The 14,547-nt window shown below is 67.7% G+C and carries 19 protein-coding genes; 18 read left to right on the top strand and 1 reads right to left on the bottom strand.

The window, feature by feature from the left end:
* Positions 1–63 precede the first annotated feature (63 nt).
* The 7 genes from H8F27_RS12750 (at position 64) to rsmD (ending at position 5,790) form a co-directional block, all read left to right on the top strand.
* Complete coding sequence (locus H8F27_RS12750; protein ID WP_197148475.1) at positions 64–1,275, top strand: homocysteine biosynthesis protein; 1,212 nt, start codon at positions 64–66, stop codon at positions 1,273–1,275.
* A gap of 67 nt (positions 1,276–1,342) precedes the next feature.
* Positions 1,343–1,819, top strand: a complete 477-nt coding sequence (locus H8F27_RS12745; protein WP_197148473.1) for a CAAD domain-containing protein — start codon at positions 1,343–1,345, stop codon at positions 1,817–1,819.
* Positions 1,820–1,886: 67 nt separating this feature from the next.
* Positions 1,887–3,050 carry a GuaB3 family IMP dehydrogenase-related protein gene (locus tag H8F27_RS12740; RefSeq protein ID WP_197148471.1) on the top strand — a complete coding sequence of 388 codons (1,164 nt, stop codon included), beginning with the start codon at positions 1,887–1,889 and terminating at the stop codon, positions 3,048–3,050.
* Between the two features lie 187 nt (positions 3,051–3,237).
* Positions 3,238–3,561 (top strand): thioredoxin, encoded by a 324-nt coding sequence (gene trxA, locus H8F27_RS12735; RefSeq protein WP_197148469.1) that lies wholly within the window; start codon positions 3,238–3,240, stop codon positions 3,559–3,561.
* A gap of 92 nt (positions 3,562–3,653) precedes the next feature.
* Positions 3,654–4,622 carry a TIGR00730 family Rossman fold protein gene (locus H8F27_RS12730; protein WP_231596264.1) on the top strand — a complete coding sequence of 323 codons (969 nt, stop codon included), beginning with the start codon at positions 3,654–3,656 and terminating at the stop codon, positions 4,620–4,622.
* On the top strand, positions 4,619–5,242 hold the full coding sequence (gene hisH, locus H8F27_RS12725; RefSeq protein WP_197148467.1) for an imidazole glycerol phosphate synthase subunit HisH: 624 nt from the start codon (positions 4,619–4,621) through the stop codon (positions 5,240–5,242). The genes H8F27_RS12730 and hisH overlap by 4 nt, the downstream gene beginning before the upstream one ends.
* Positions 5,239–5,790, top strand: coding sequence for a 16S rRNA (guanine(966)-N(2))-methyltransferase RsmD (rsmD, locus tag H8F27_RS12720; protein ID WP_197148465.1), 552 nt, complete (start codon positions 5,239–5,241; stop codon positions 5,788–5,790). The genes hisH and rsmD overlap by 4 nt, the downstream gene beginning before the upstream one ends.
* 18 nt (positions 5,791–5,808) lie before the next feature.
* Here the strand turns inward: rsmD and petG are convergent, their stop codons facing one another.
* Complete coding sequence (gene petG / locus H8F27_RS12715; protein WP_094559756.1) at positions 5,809–5,919, bottom strand: cytochrome b6-f complex subunit V; 111 nt, start codon at positions 5,917–5,919, stop codon at positions 5,809–5,811.
* Between the two features lie 168 nt (positions 5,920–6,087).
* Here petG and H8F27_RS12710 point away from each other — a divergent pair, with 168 nt between their 5' ends.
* The 11 genes from H8F27_RS12710 (at position 6,088) to H8F27_RS12660 (ending at position 14,515) form a co-directional block, all read left to right on the top strand.
* A complete protein-coding gene (locus H8F27_RS12710; protein WP_197148463.1) occupies positions 6,088–6,405 on the top strand; it encodes a cytochrome c in 318 nt (105 codons plus the stop codon).
* A complete protein-coding gene (locus H8F27_RS12705) occupies positions 6,402–7,142 on the top strand; it encodes an RNA methyltransferase (protein WP_231596263.1) in 741 nt (246 codons plus the stop codon). The genes H8F27_RS12710 and H8F27_RS12705 overlap by 4 nt, the downstream gene beginning before the upstream one ends.
* A 28-nt stretch (positions 7,143–7,170) precedes the next feature.
* Positions 7,171–8,229: a serine hydrolase gene (locus tag H8F27_RS12700; protein WP_231596262.1), complete on the top strand. Its 1,059-nt coding sequence runs from the start codon at positions 7,171–7,173 to the stop codon at positions 8,227–8,229.
* Positions 8,226–9,704, top strand: a complete 1,479-nt coding sequence (locus tag H8F27_RS12695) for a DUF3370 domain-containing protein (RefSeq protein WP_197148462.1) — start codon at positions 8,226–8,228, stop codon at positions 9,702–9,704. The genes H8F27_RS12700 and H8F27_RS12695 overlap by 4 nt, the downstream gene beginning before the upstream one ends.
* On the top strand, positions 9,701–10,789 hold the full coding sequence (gene bchI, locus H8F27_RS12690) for a magnesium chelatase ATPase subunit I (protein ID WP_197148460.1): 1,089 nt from the start codon (positions 9,701–9,703) through the stop codon (positions 10,787–10,789). Before H8F27_RS12695 ends, bchI begins: the two co-directional genes overlap by 4 nt.
* Positions 10,789–11,262 carry a crossover junction endodeoxyribonuclease RuvC gene (gene ruvC / locus H8F27_RS12685; protein WP_197148458.1) on the top strand — a complete coding sequence of 158 codons (474 nt, stop codon included), beginning with the start codon at positions 10,789–10,791 and terminating at the stop codon, positions 11,260–11,262. Before bchI ends, ruvC begins: the two co-directional genes overlap by 1 nt.
* Positions 11,259–11,846: a 5-formyltetrahydrofolate cyclo-ligase gene (locus tag H8F27_RS12680; protein ID WP_197148456.1), complete on the top strand. Its 588-nt coding sequence runs from the start codon at positions 11,259–11,261 to the stop codon at positions 11,844–11,846. Before ruvC ends, H8F27_RS12680 begins: the two co-directional genes overlap by 4 nt.
* 86 nt (positions 11,847–11,932) lie before the next feature.
* Positions 11,933–12,139 carry a hypothetical protein gene (locus H8F27_RS12675; RefSeq protein ID WP_197148455.1) on the top strand — a complete coding sequence of 69 codons (207 nt, stop codon included), beginning with the start codon at positions 11,933–11,935 and terminating at the stop codon, positions 12,137–12,139.
* A 7-nt stretch (positions 12,140–12,146) separates the two neighbouring features.
* On the top strand, positions 12,147–12,647 hold the full coding sequence (locus H8F27_RS12670) for a hypothetical protein (RefSeq protein ID WP_197148453.1): 501 nt from the start codon (positions 12,147–12,149) through the stop codon (positions 12,645–12,647).
* Positions 12,647–13,069, top strand: coding sequence for a SufE family protein (locus tag H8F27_RS12665; RefSeq protein ID WP_197148451.1), 423 nt, complete (start codon positions 12,647–12,649; stop codon positions 13,067–13,069). Before H8F27_RS12670 ends, H8F27_RS12665 begins: the two co-directional genes overlap by 1 nt.
* Before the next feature lie 78 nt (positions 13,070–13,147).
* Complete coding sequence (locus H8F27_RS12660) at positions 13,148–14,515, top strand: homoserine dehydrogenase (protein WP_197148450.1); 1,368 nt, start codon at positions 13,148–13,150, stop codon at positions 14,513–14,515.
* Positions 14,516–14,547 lie beyond the last annotated feature (32 nt).

Raw genomic sequence — 14,547 nt, 5'->3', positions numbered from 1 at the left:
CATTGATCAACAGAAAGTTTATCGAACCTCCGGGGGATTGCCCGGATCCGGCCCAATGGCGCCATGACTGCCCCTGCATTCCCACCCCAATCGCTGCCGCAATCCCAGCCGAAATCCCAGCTCCAGTGCCCGCCGCGCCAGGAGGGCGAGCTGCGCCAGCGGCAGGAGCAAGGCGAGCTGCGGGTGCGGGTCGCCGCCGAATATCGCAGCCTGGTGCGAGAGGTGGGCCTGGCCGAGGCCTATGCCGCCACCGATGTGGTGGTGGCGGCCGATGCGGGCTTCATGGATCAGGGCTGCCTAGTCTTGAGCCTCGGCCCCACCGACCCGCCGATCCGCCTGCGCACCGGCCTCCTGGCGGGCGTGCCCGGGCTGACCGGCTGCGGCAGTGGCGAGCTGGTGCTACCCATCGGCGGCGGCCTGGGGGAGGGGGCCGCCCTGAGCGGCGCCCAGCTGCTCAGGTCCCTGCTGGAAGGCCAATCGCTGCCGTTCAATGCCAGCGGTGAGGCCACCCCACTGCACCCCCGCAGGGAACTGCACACCGAACTCAGCCTCGAGCAGATCGGCGCGGGCCGGTTGCTGCTGCACCGGGCTATCAGCGAAAATGGGATTGTGGCGGTGAACCGAGCCGCAGGTCCCTGCCCGAGCCCCTACGGCACCCTGCTGGGAAAGGCCGCAAATGCCCTCTACAACTGCGGCGGCGCCGGCAGCATTGGCCTCACCATGCCCGGGCTCTCCCTGCTGGGGCCGGGCTCACCGGTGCTGGTAGGGGGTGGCTTGGGTTGGGTGGTTGGGGCGGGCAGCGGCCACCAGCCGGGCTGCAAGCGCCAGGCCAGCGGCCATGCCCGCACCCCCGGGGCCGCCGCCGCGGTCAGCGTCGACCTGCACGACCTGCGGCCGGAATGGGTGCGGCCCTGTTTTTTTGAAGGCCATGGCAGCGCCCTGCTGGTGGCGATCGCGGCACCAGTGCCCCTGGTCAACGCCAGGGTGGCGCTTCAGGCGGCCACCGGTCCTGAGCAGCTGGAGGTCCCGGTGCTCGACCTCTCGGTGCCCCGCCGGGTCAAACCGAGGCTGGCCTCCGTCACCTATGCCGAGCTGCTCTGCGGCGAGATCAGTTTGAAGGGGCAGCCCGTGGCCTGCGCCCCCTCCCACAGCCCGCGGCTGGCGGCCGCTATTGCAGAGGCCCTGGTGGGGGCCCTGTGCCGCGGCGAATTCCCCCTGAGGTTGCCCGCCGCAGCGCTGAGTTCGCGAGCCAGCCTGCTACCGATAGAGGCCTAGCTGGGGGCGGGACGCCCAGCGGCCGTAAACTTGGGCCATGGCTGAATCCACCCATAACCCTGCCCCCGTGAACGCAACCCCTGAAAACGGGAATGGGGGCCCAGACCCCGAACAAGTTCCCGAACAAGCTCCAGAACCGAGCGTCGCCACCACCTTGAGTGTGGAAGCCAGTGCCGCCCCGCTCCTTGCCCAGGCAGGGCCTGGTGACGATGGACCCAACAGCGGCGAAGGGGGCGAATGGGAGCTACTGCTGCAGAAGCTGCGCGAATGGCTCAATCAGGGCCAACTCCAGAGCTTCTGGGCCCAGGCGAGCAAGCCAGTCACCCTGCTGGCGGCCCTGGTGGGCGTGCTGCTGGTCTTGAGGATCTATGGCGCCCTGCTGGGGGCCATCGAGAGCCTGCCGCTGGTTCCCGGCCTGCTGGAACTGGCCGGTGTGGTCTGGATGGTGCGCTACGGCGTACCCAAACTGTTGCGTAGCAGCGAGCGCGAGCAACTGCTGGGCGGCCTCAGCAAGCGCTGGAAATCCTTTCGCGGCCAGGGCTGAACCCTGACAAAAACAGGCAATTGGTAGCGCGCCGGTTGATAGCTTGGCCCGAACCCGTAATCTCCAGGTGGATATTCAGCTCGGTCGCTCCCGTACAGTTCGCCGGGCCTACGGCATCGACGAGATCGCCCTGGTGCCGGGGAGTCGCACAGTTGATCCCGCTACAACCGATAGCAGCTGGAGTCTAGGCGGCATCGCTCGGGAGATCCCGATCATCGCCAGTGCCATGGATGGCGTGGTGGATGTGGCGATGGCGCTGGAGCTCAGCCGGCAGGGCGCTCTGGGGGTTCTGAACCTGGAAGGGGTGCAGTGCCGCTACGACGATCCCAATCCCGTGCTGGATCGGATTGCGGCGGTGGGCAATCAGGAGTTCGTGCCGTTGATGCAGGATCTCTACAGCCAGCCCGTGCGCGAAGACCTGATCCGCCAGCGGATCGCCGAGATCAAGAAGGGTGGCGGCATCGCCGCTGTCAGCGCCACCCCGATGGCCGCCCTGAAATTCGGCACGGCGATCGCCGAGGCCGGCGCCGACCTGTTCTTTGTCCAGGCCACGGTGGTGAGTACCGAACACCTCGGCCCCGAAGGCCAGGCCAGCCTGGATCTGGAGGTTCTCTGCCGCACTTTCGGCGTGCCGGTGGTGATCGGCAACTGCGTGACCTACGACGTGGCCCTCAAGCTGATGCGGGCTGGCGCCGCCGGCGTGTTGGTCGGCATCGGCCCGGGAGCCGCCTGCACCAGCCGGGGCGTGCTGGGCATCGGCATCCCCCAGGCCACCGCCGTGGCCGACTGCGCTGCCGCCCGCAACGAATACCTGGCCGAGAGTGGCCGTTACGTGCCGATCGTGGCCGATGGAGGCATCGTCACCGGTGGCGACATCTGCAAGTGTCTTGCCTGCGGCGCCGACTCCGTGATGATCGGTTCGCCCATCGCCCGCGCCAGTGAAGCCCCCGGGCGAGGCTTTCACTGGGGCATGGCAACCCCAAGCCCCCTGCTCCCCCGCGGCACCCGCATCAAGGTGGGCACCACCGGCAGCATAGAGACAATCCTGCGCGGCCCGGCCTGCCTCGACGACGGCACCCAAAACCTGCTGGGCTGCATCCGCACCTCCATGGGCACCCTGGGGGCCCGCACCCTCAAGGAGATGCATGGGGTGGAGGTGGTAGTGGCCCCTTCCCTACTGACCGAGGGCAAGGTGTATCAGAAGGCCCAGCAGCTCGGCATGGGCAAATAGGGCGCGGGATTAGCGTGAATATGTGCGAGCTTCGGCTCACACACTCCTCACACCCTCCGGCCCGGTGCTTCCGGGCTTTTTGTCTTCCCCCCTCACCCACCCCAATCCAGCCCTGATAACGGCCTGCAAAGCTGCTGGGTGGGTGCCAACAACCTTGCTAGATTCGCAGAACCCTGATCCTGCAAGGATGTCTAGCTCTGCTGCTGTCACTGACGCTTCCTTTGAGCAGGATGTGCTCAAGAGTGACTTGCCCGTGCTGATTGATTTCTGGGCACCCTGGTGCGGCCCCTGCCGCATGGTGGCGCCGATCGTCGACGAGATCGCCAGCGAATTCGAGGGCAGAATCAAGGTGTTCAAGCTCAACACTGACGAAAACCCCAACGTCGCCAGCCAGTACGGCATCCGCAGCATCCCGACTCTGATGATCTTCAAGGGCGGCCAGAAGGTAGACACCGTCGTGGGTGCGGTTCCCAAAACCACCCTCTCGGGCACTATTTCCAAATACCTCTGAGCGACCCATCCCGCTTCGGTCAGAGTCCGCTCCAGGCCCTGACCCAGGAACTCGAAAACCACCCCCAACGGCACCTCATTGAGCGATCTCTGGTGTCGTTGTTGCAGATCGGTAGCCGCGAACGCGGCTACCAGGAATGGCGACTGGTCAGTGGGGCCCTCGCTGACATCAGCGAAGCCCTGGAGGTGTTCCAGCCCCACCGGGATACCCGCAAGATCACAGTCTTCGGCTCAGCCCGCACCGTGGCCAGTGATGCCTGCTACGAGCTGGCCGAACAGCTGGCCCGCAGCGCCGTTGAGGCGGGTTTCGAGGTGATGACCGGGGCTGGCGGCGGAATCATGGAAGCCGCCAACAGTGGCGCGGGCTGCGAAGCGAGCATTGGCCTCAATGTGGACCTGCCCTTTGAGCAGCACCCCAACCGCTTTGTCAGCAGCTGCGGCGGCCGACTGCTGCACTTCCGCTATTTCTTCACCCGCAAACTCTTCTTTCTGCGGGAAAGCGATGCCCTCGTCGTTTTACCAGGCGGTTTCGGCACCCTGGATGAATTATTCGAATCACTCACCCTCATCCAGACAGGCCGCACCCCGCCGATTCCCCTGGTGCTGCTTGCCCCCCCAGGCGACGCCTTCTGGAGCGGCTGGCAACGGGATGTCAACCAGGGGCTCGCCGCCCGGGGGCTGATCTCTCCTGAAGACGGTGATCTGCTGATTGAAGCCCACAGCGCTGAAGAGGCGGTGGAGCGCATCAGCCACTTCTACCGCCTGTTCCATTCAGCCCGCCTCGGCGACGACCGCATCGAGCTCCTGCTCAAAGCCCCTCTCCAGAGCGAGCAGCTCGACGACCTCAATCACCGCTTTGACGACTTGGTGGATCAGGGGGTTATCCAGGCCAGCGAAACCGTCGACGACCATGGCCTGCTGCGCCCCTGCCTCTACTTCCACTTCGACCGGCGCCGCATCGGCCGGCTCTATCAACTGCTCGAACAGCTCAACGACCTGGCCCTGCCGCCCGACCAGACATTGGAGCAGCCCGGCCGCCGCAAACCCTCCCCCCAACCATGAGTCGCCTTGGCCTGATCGATTACGGCATGGGCAACCTGCACTCGGTGCAGCGAGGCTTCGAACGTCTGGGCGCTTCAGTTCAGACCGTGCATGGCGCCGAGGAGATGGAGGGCTGCACGGCCCTGGTGCTGCCGGGGGTGGGGGCCTTCGACCCGGCCATGGAGCGGTTGCGCCAGGGGGGCCTGGCCACCGCAATCAGCTCCTGGTGCGCAGCAGGGCGGCCGCTGCTGGGCATCTGCCTGGGCCTCCAGCTGCTATTTGAGGCCAGCGATGAGGGCACAGCTGCCGGCTTGGGCCTGCTCAAGGGTCGTGTGCGGGCCCTGCCGCGTCACCCGGACCAACCGATACCCCACATGGGCTGGGCGCCGCTGATCCCCTCCAGCCCCAGCCCCCTGCTGCCCGCCGACGCCCCCGAGAGCTGGGTGTACTTCGTGCACTCCTATGCCGCCGATCCCAGCGATGGGGCCTGCAACACCGCCCTTGTGGGCTTCGGCGACACCGCCGTCACAGCGGCGGTTTGGCAGGGAGCCATTGGCGCCTGCCAGTTTCACCCGGAGAAATCCGGACCCCACGGCGAGGCCATTCTGCGCCGCTGGCTGGCCTGGCTGGGCCGCCCATGAGCCTGCGGCTGAGCGGTGGTCGCCGTCTGCAGAGTCCACCTGGAAACACCGCCAGGCCCACCAGTTCCCGGGTGCGCCTGGCGGTGATGAACCTGCTGGCGGCAGAGTTGCCCGGCTGTGCCTGGCTGGATCTGTGTAGCGGCAGCGGCGTGATGGCATGCGAGGCCCTGCAAAGGGGGGCCCTACGGGTCGTGGCGATTGAGCAGGACTGCCGCATCGCCGCCGTCGCCAGGGCCAATCTGGATGCGGTGGGCCTGGGCCTGGGCCCCTCGATGGCCCAGTGGGAGGTGCACTGCCGCGAGGTATGCCGCTGGCTCGCGGCCGCTGGGCAGGAGAGCTTTGATCTGATCTATGCCGATCCGCCCTACGCCGCTGAGCTCTACCAAGCCATCGCCGCAAGGGTGGCCGCAGGCAGCTGGCTCAGGCCCGGTGGAACTCTGGTGTGGGAATGCGCGACCAAAACAATGCCAGCCATCCCTGATGGCTGGCACCTGGCTGACCAAAGAACCTATGGCAGCTCCAGCTTGATGCTGCTCAACCAGCCCTAGGCTCAGTGCTGGGGGATCTCAGTCGAGCAGGGTGCCGCGGCGATACTGGTTCCAGGCCGCCACAAACAGGCCGGCGAGGGTGACTGGAATCAGACCGAGCACAATGCCGCAGAGCAGGGGTTCGATCATGGAGGCACTACTGCAACTATTCAATTCTTTCACGCCCATGGCCCCAATCGCGAGCCTTCCGCACCAACTGTGACTGGCCCTCCCCTACCACTTGAAGTAGCGCCATCTGAAGCCGCCCCAACGCAGGCCGCCCCGGGCCGCCCCGGCCTGGTGGTTGCCCTGGTGGGAATGGCCGCTGCGGCCTGCATCGTGGCCCTGTTGCTGGTGCTCCCCGCAGCCCAGGCCGACCCCTACACCCGCCAGGCCCTGGGGCTCAGCGGTTCGGCTGAAAACGGCGGCCTGCTGTTTCGAGTCAACTGTGCCGGCTGCCACGGCATTGCCGGCCAGGGGCTGGTGGGGCCCAACCTGCACGGCGTGGCCGAACGCAAGAATTCGCGCCAGCTGATCCAGCAGGTGGTCAGTGGGCGCACTCCGCCGATGCCCCGATTCCAGCCCGAACCCCAGGCCATGGCAGACCTGCTGGCCTACCTCAACGGACTGGTGTGAGCAGAGCGAGCGAACTCGTGGTGGTGCTGGTGGAGCCCGCAGGTCCGTTGAATGTGGGCAGCGTCGCCAGGCTCTGCGCCAATTTCGAAGTCGCCGAGCTGCGTCTGGTGGCCCCCCGCTGCGACCATTTGGGCGCAGAGGCCCGGCTCCTGGCGGTGCACGGGGCCTGGGTGCTCGAGCAGGCCCGCCTCTTCCCCAGCCTGGCCGCCGCCCTGGCCGACTGCCGCCGGGTGGTGGCCACCAGCGGCCGGCGGGACGGCGAACCCCTGCCCCTGCTGACGCCCGAGCCAGCCCTGCACTGGCTGCGGCAGGGGAGCGCGCCCCTTGCCCTGGTCTTCGGTCGGGAGGACCGGGGCCTCAGCAACGACGAGCTGCTTCAGGCCGGCCGGCTGCTCACCCTGGGCAGCGGTGCGGCCTACCCATCACTCAACCTCTCCCACGCCGTCGCCATGGTGCTGCACAGCTGGCGTGGCCTGCAGGCCCCGCCCAGCTCCGCCCAGCCCCTGCCCGAACCATGCCAGCGCCAGGAAATTGAAGCCATGCTCGGCGACGCCGAAAACCTCCTGCTCGAGGTGGGTTTCCTCCATCCCCACACCGCCCAGGCCCGCATGGCCAAGCTGCGGGGGCTGCTACAGCGGGCCCAGGCCTCCAGCGAGGAGGTGGCGCTGGTGAGGGGCATGGTGCGCCAGCTGCGCTGGGCCAGTGAGCGCGGCGACAGGCCTGGACGGACCCCTTAGCTTCGGAAGACTTTGTTTGCAGGGCTCCGTGTCCGCCGGCCGGCCAACCCGTCCCCCCAACAGCAGCTGGGGCCAACCCCTGCGCCTGGTGTTGCGTCTGGTGGTAATGGGCATCGGCCTGGGGGTGATCACCGGCACCAGCCTCAAGCTGCTGGCGCCCCGCCTGGCCCAGGGCGCCGGCGATGCCGCCGAACCCAAGCCAGAGCTGGCCAAAAGCGGCAAGGGGCTCAGCCAGGGCTCATTTGAGCCCCGCACCGAGCTGACAGCCTTGAGCCAGCGCTGGGGCCAACTGGCCGCAGTCCACAAAGAACTCACCGCCAGCGGCTTCCTGCTGGTGCTCGACGACGGCCGCTACGCCCAGCTCCAGCCCGACCTGCCCCTGCCCGCCGCCAGCTCGATCAAGACGCCGATCCTGCTGGCGGGCCTCGAAGACCTCGACAGCGGCAAGCTGGGCTGGAACGATCCCCTCGCCCTGACCAAGGAACTGGTGGGCGGCGGCGCCGGCTGGATGGCCAGCCGACCGGTTGGTACGCGCTTTCCCTTCTTTGAGGCGGCCACGGAGATGATCCGGGTGAGCGACAACAGCGCCACCAACCTGCTGATCAAAAAGCTGGGCGGCAAAACCGTCTTGAACGAACGCTTCATTGCCATGAACTTGCCCTCGACGGCGGTGAACAACTGGCTGCCCGACCTCAACGGCACCAACACCACCAGCAGCCGTGACCTGGCCAGGGCGATAGCCCTGGTGGACACCGGCGAAAGTCTCAGCCCCCGGGCCCGCGACCTGTTTCGCGAAATCATGGGCAAATCCCGCACCAACACCCTGATTCCTTTGGGCCTGCTGCAGGGCCTCGGCAAGGACGCCGCGGACCCCGACAGCGAGCTGCTGAGCTTCGGGATCACCACTTACAACAAAACTGGTGACATCGGCATCGCCTACTCCGATGCGGCCCTGATCCAACTGCCCACCGGCCAGCGGGCCGTGGCTGCGTTCATGGTGAAGGGCCCTTTCAACGACCCCCGTTCCACCGATTTGATCCGTGCCATGGCTGGCGAAGTGGCCAAAACCTTGGTGGGCCGCAAATGAACCGTCCTCGCCTGCTCCAGGCCGGCTGGCTGCCCCTGCTGCTGCTAACCAGCCTGGCTGGCCCCGCCGCCCTGGCCCAGCCCGCCCCCGTCGTGTTGCGTCCCCAGAGCGTTGCCCCCCTGCCCGGGGGCCTGGATCGGGTGCTGCTGGTGAATGACAACAATCCCGAGCTGATTCGCGAGCCCGGGATCCTGCTTTCCACTTTCCCCGGCACTGGTCGCGGCGTGCCTGCAGCCCACCTGGATGTGGCCTTGAACGGCCGCTTTGATCTGTTCAGCCACCACGTGTATGCGGGCAAGCCGGAGAGCCTCGACTCCACCCTTTGGCTGGCGGTGCTGGCGGCGCCCCGCGGCCCCGGGCCCGTGACCCTGAAGCTGCTGGCCGGCTCCACCGCCCTATCGCAAGCCATCGAACCCGGCCAGGCCGGCGCCCCATTCCTGCCCCTGCCCGCCCTGATGGTGCAGGGCACCACCCCGGTGTGGGCTGGCCCCGGCAGCCGCGTGGCCACCGAATTGCTCTCCCGCCAGCGCAGCCCCGAGCTGCCCGCCAGCTGGACCCTGACCCCGGGCGCTCCCACCACCCTGATCATGTTGCCCCTGCCGGTGCGGGGTCTGGACCCCCTGCTCAACGGCCGCAACCTGCAGCTGCGGCTGGAGAGCTCGGCCCCAGTGAGCCTGGCCACCCTGGCGGCCTTCGGCCGGGGCAATGAGCCGCCGGCCGCCTCTAGCTGGGCCGCCCTGCTGGAGGGGGGCCTCAGCCCCCGCGAGCACAGCCCCACCCCGCGGGGCAGCAAGGGGGGGATGGTGTACTCGCGGGTGAGTGGGGTGCAGGTGGGCAGCACCTGGCGCACCCGCATCACCGATCCGGGCAAGAGCTGGCTGAGCGTGAGCCGGGCGCCGATCTCCTGGCCGATCAGCAGCCTGGAGCGGGGCAGCCTCGGCAGCGGCCAGGTGCAGACCGCCGAGCTGCAGGCCTTCTACCCAGGCACCGCCTGGGCCGCCCACGGCAACTACGGCGTCGAATACGACCTCAGCATTCCGCTCCGCAACGACACCACTAAGCCGGTGGCCCTGCAGCTGGCCCTGGAATCACCGCTCAAGGGCGATGCCGCCAGCGGTGGCCTGCGCTTCAAAAGCACTAGCGGCAGCACTAATGGCAGCACAAGTGGCAGTCGGCCGGTGATGTTCCGCGGCACGGTGGAGGTGACGGGCCTTGATGGCGCCAGCCCGGGCAGCCGGCCCCTTGGCCGGCGCAGCTTCCATTTGGTGCAGCGGGCCGGTGAGCCCAGCCCCGCCTTCGGCACCATCAGCCTGGCGCCAGGGGCCAGCCGCCAGCTGCAGGTGCGGTTGATCTATCCGGCCGATGCCACCCCGCCCCAGGTGCTCAGCCTGTTGCCGGTGCCAGATCCAGCAATTAATCCAGCTGTGGAGCCAGCTGTGAAACAATCCGAATCAACTCCAGCCACTCGTCCGTGACGCCAGTCCGCAAGCGCAGGGTCTTCCCCTTCACCCAGGTCGTCGGGCAGGAGGAGATGAAGCTGGCCCTGCTGCTCAACGTGATCGATCCGCGCATTGGCGGCGTGATGATCATGGGCGACCGGGGCACCGGTAAATCGACCACGATCCGGGCCCTGGCCGACCTGTTGCCCGAAATCGATGTTGTGGCCGGCGACCCCTACAACAGCTCCCCGGTGGACCCCGACCTGCAGAGCGCCGAGGTGCGTGCCCGGGCCGAGCAGGGGGAGTCGCTGCCGGTGGAGCCCCGCCAGGTGCCGATGGTCGACCTGCCCCTGGGAGCCACGGAAGATCGCCTCTGCGGCACCATCGACATCGAGAAGGCCCTCAGCGAGGGCGTTCGCGCCTTTGAACCCGGCCTGCTGGCCAAGGCCAACCGCGGCCTGCTCTACGTCGATGAGGTGAACCTGCTCGACGACCACCTGGTGGACGTGCTGCTGGATTCAGCCGCCTCAGGCTGGAACACGGTGGAGCGCGAAGGGGTGAGTGTGCGCCACCCCGCCCGCTTCGTGCTGATCGGCTCGGGCAACCCGGAGGAGGGGGAGCTGCGGCCCCAGCTGCTCGATCGCTTCGGCATGAGTGTGGAGGTGCGCACCGTGCGCGATCCGGAGCTGCGGGTGCAGGTGGTGGATCAGCGCACCGCCTTCGACAGCGACCCCGACGGCTTCAACAACTCCGTGCAGACAACTCAAGACGCCCTGCAGGAGAGGGTGGTGGCGGCCCAGCAACTGCTCAATCAGGTGCAGCTCGACGACGACCTACGGCTGCGGATCAGCGCCGTCTGCGGCGAGCTGGATGTGGATGGCCTGCGCGGCGACATCGTCACCAACCGGGCCGCCCGGGCCCTGGCGGCCTTCGAGGGGCGCACTGAGGTGGACGAAAACGACGTGGCCCGGGTGGTGGCCTGCTGCCTGCGCCACCGCCTGCGCAAGGACCCCCTCGAGCAGATCGACACGGGCGAAAGAGTCGTGAAGGTGTTCTGCAAGGTGTTCGAGCGGCCCGACTCCGCCGACCGCAGCGCCTTCGAACTGGCCCTGGCTGCCTAGTGCGCATCCTCGGCATCGATCCCGGCCTGGCCCGCGTTGGCTATGGGGTGATCGAGGTGGAGGAGCAGCGCGGCGGCGCCCAGCACCTGCTGGACTGCGGCATCATCCGCACCGAACCGGGCCGCAGCGAGGGCGAGCGGATGGTGGAGATCGCCCGCGACCTGCGGGTACTGATCCGCACCTGGAAGCCCCAGCTGGCGGTGGTGGAGAAGTTTTTCTTCTACCGCTCCAGCACCACGATCTCGGTGGTCCAAGCCCGGGGGGTGCTGATGATGACTCTGGCCCGCTTTGGCGTGGCGGTGGTGGAATTTCCGCCGATGCAGATCAAGCAGGCCCTCACCGGCCATGGCCACGCCCAGAAAGAGGAGGTGCTTGAGGCGGTGATGCGGGAGCTCAACCTCGACACCCCGCCCAGCCCCGACGACGCCGCCGATGCCCTGGCCGCCGCCCTGACGGGCTGGTTCCAGCGATGAGCGCCAGCGGCGGAGCCACCAAGGCGAGCCTGCGCCGTCACTTCCGGGCCCTGCGCCAGGGGTTGGTAGAAAGAGCCCAACCGGCCATTGAGGCCCAGGCCCAGCGGCAGGTGGCCGGCCTGCTGGACGATGGCCGCCTACTTGGCCTCTACTGCCCCTTGCCCGGCGAAATCAACCTGCTCTCGCTGCAAAACCTGCTGCCCGGCCGACTGGCCCTGCCTGCGATCACGGCAAGCCCACGGGATCCAAGTGCCCGGTTGGTCTACCGGCCCTGGCGGGCAGGTGATCCCCTGGAGCCAGATGGTTGCCGCATCCCAGCGCCGCTGGCCGGCGCTGGGGAGCTGCCAGCGCCGGCGCTGGGGCTGCTGCTGGTTCCAGCCCTGGCCTGCGACGCCTCCGGAATCCGCCTGGGCTATGGCGGTGGCTGGTATGACCGGTTGCGGGCCGACCTGGCCTGGGCCCAGGTGCCAGTAGTGGCGGTGCTGCCGCGGGGCTGCCGGGTGGAGCGCCTGCCCCGAGATCCCTGGGATGTGCCCCTCCAGGGCTGGCTGGATGAGGACGGCCTGGCCTGGCTGGACTGGTGAATGGGAAGAGTTGTTGACAAAGGCTTTACGGGGGCCGCAGTCGACTTCGCTCCTTGCCAGGATCGTTTCACCGAAATGTTCCTGATTTGGACCTGCCTGCCTCCCGCTTCGCAGCCAAAACCTCTTCAGCCAAATCCTGTGCAGCCAAACCCATCTCGGCCCCGGAACAGGTGCTGGCCGCCGAACTTCAGAATCGCGGCCAAAGTAATGACGCCCTCTCGATGATGGTGAGTTCGATGGTGCGGATGGTCCAGGCGGGCAAAAGCAGCGATAGTCGTTGGCAAGCCTCCTGATCCCGTAATGCGCCTGCGCCTCCTGCCAGCCTTGTTGTTCCTGGGCGTCGCGGCTACGGCCCTGAGCCAGGCACCGGCCCTGGGCCATGCAATCGAAAGCAGCCTGGAGCGGGTCAGCAGCCTTACCGATCAAATGGTGCTCGAGAGCCGTTTCGGCAATGGCCAGCCCGCCGCCGATGCGGTGGTGCGCCTGATTCCCCCTGGCGGTCAGCCGATTGAGGTAGGCCGCACCGACGCCCTTGGCCAGCTGCGCTTCCAGGTGCCCCAGGACGCCACGGCCCACTGGGAGGTGCAGGTAGATCAGGGACCCGGTCATCGCGATTATCTGGAACTGCCTGGCAAGGTGCACTCAGGCCGGGCTCCGGTGGACAAGCCCGGCAGCCAGCACCTCCAGCAGCTCTCCGATGGCCTGGGTGTGGGCCTGGGCCTCCTCGGCCTCAGCACCATCGGTGGGCTGATGGCCTGGCGTCAGCGGCACCGGCCAGATCGCCGGCCAGATCGCAACTGATGGCCGCCCCCACGGGCAGTCCCGCCCTGGACCACATCGTTGAACGCCTGGCCGGCACTGCGGACCCCAGGCGCCGCTACGAATATGTGCTCTGGCTGGCCAAGAAGCTCGCCCCCCTACCTGAGGAGTTCCGCAACGAAGCCTTCAAGGTGAAGGGCTGCGTCTCCCAGGTGTTTGTAGCTGGGGAGCTGGTCAACGGCACCCTTCACTGGCGCGGCGATTCGGACGCCGCCATCACCAAGGGGCTGCTGGCCCTGTTGATCGAAGGCCTGGAGGGGCTGACGCCAGAGCAAGCGGCAGGAATCGATCCGGCCTTCATCGCCGCCACCGGCCTGCAGACCAGCCTGACGCCATCGCGGGCCAACGGCTTCCTCAACATCCTGCTGAAGATGCAGGCCCAGGCCCAATGCCTGGCGGCTTGACACGGCGTCTTAACACAGCGGCTTGACAACCTCGACGCAACGGATTTCTAGGATCGCCGTTCCGCAATCCCCCAGCGCATGACCATCGGCATCGGCTTGCTCGGGCTCGGCACGGTGGGGGCAGGGGTGGCGGCCATCCTGGCGAGCCCGGAGGGGCGCCATCCGCTGGTGGCAGAGCTGGCCCTGTGCCGGGTGGCGGTGCGCGACCTGGCCCGTCCGCGGCCGGTGGCGCTGGCGAGCGACCTGCTGACCACAGATCCCAGGGCAGTGATCGAAGACCCTGCTGTCGAGATCGTGGTGGAGGTGATGGGCGGCCTCGAGCCTGCCCGCTCCCTGATCCTGCAGGCGATCGCCGCCGGCAAGCCGGTGGTGACCGCAAACAAGGCGGTGATCGCCCGTTACGGCGAGGAGATCGCCGCCGCCGCCGCCGCCCATGGCGTGTACGTGTTGATCGAGGCCGCTGTGGGCGGGGGCATTCCAATCATCGAACCGCTCAAGCAATCCCTCGGCGCAAACCGCATCCAGCGGGTCAGCGGCATCATCAACGGCACCACCAACTACATCCTCAGCCGCATGGCGGCCGAGGGAGCGGCCTACGCCGACGTACTGGCCGATGCCCAGCGGCTGGGCTACGCCGAAGCCGATCCCGCAGCTGATGTGCAGGGGGGGGATGCGGCCGACAAGATCGCCATCCTGGCCGGCCTGGCCTACGGCGGCAGCGTGCCCCGGGACGCCATCCCCACCGCGGGCATCGACCAGCTCGACGCCCGCGATGTGGCCTATGCGGCCCAGCTGGGCTTTGTGGTGAAGCTGCTGGCAGTCGCCGAGGCTATGCCTAATGAAGTGGCTATGCCCAGCGCTGGCGGGCAGGCCGAGCAGCTGCTCGATGTGCGGGTCCATGCCACCCTGCTGCCCAAGGCCCATCCCCTGGCCGGGGTGAATGGCGTCAACAACGCAATCCTGGTGGAAGGGGATCCGGTCGGTGAAGTGATGTTTTACGGGCCCGGAGCCGGGGCCGGGCCGACGGCATCGGCCGTCGTGGCCGACATCCTCAACATCGCCGGCATCCGCCAAGTGATCCACCAGATGGGCAACCAGTTGGGAAACCAGATGGGCAGTGGCGGCAAATCCCCCCTCGATCCGCTGCTGGCGGCCAGCAGCTGGCGCCCCTGCCGCCTGGTGGACAGCGCCATCACCAAACATCGCAACTACGTGCGGCTGCGCACCGGCGACCAGGCGGGTGTGATCGGCAAGATCGGCACCTGCTTCGGGGAGGCGGGGGTATCGATCCAGTCGATCGTGCAGTTCGAGACCCAGAGCGCCGGCGACGCCGAAATCGTGGTGATCACCCACGAGGTGTGCGAAGCCAACTTCCGCCAGGCCCTGGCCGGCATTACCGCCCTCAGCGACGTCCACGCCGTGGCCGCCTGTCTCCGCACCCTCTAGGCCTGGCCGTGGTCAGGTCTGCAAATCGCCAC

Origin of the sequence: Synechococcus sp. CBW1108, from assembly GCF_015840335.1 — a bacterium.
GTDB lineage: Bacteria > Cyanobacteriota > Cyanobacteriia > PCC-6307 > Cyanobiaceae > Cyanobium_A.
This window is presented reverse-complemented; position numbering and strand designations above follow the sequence as displayed.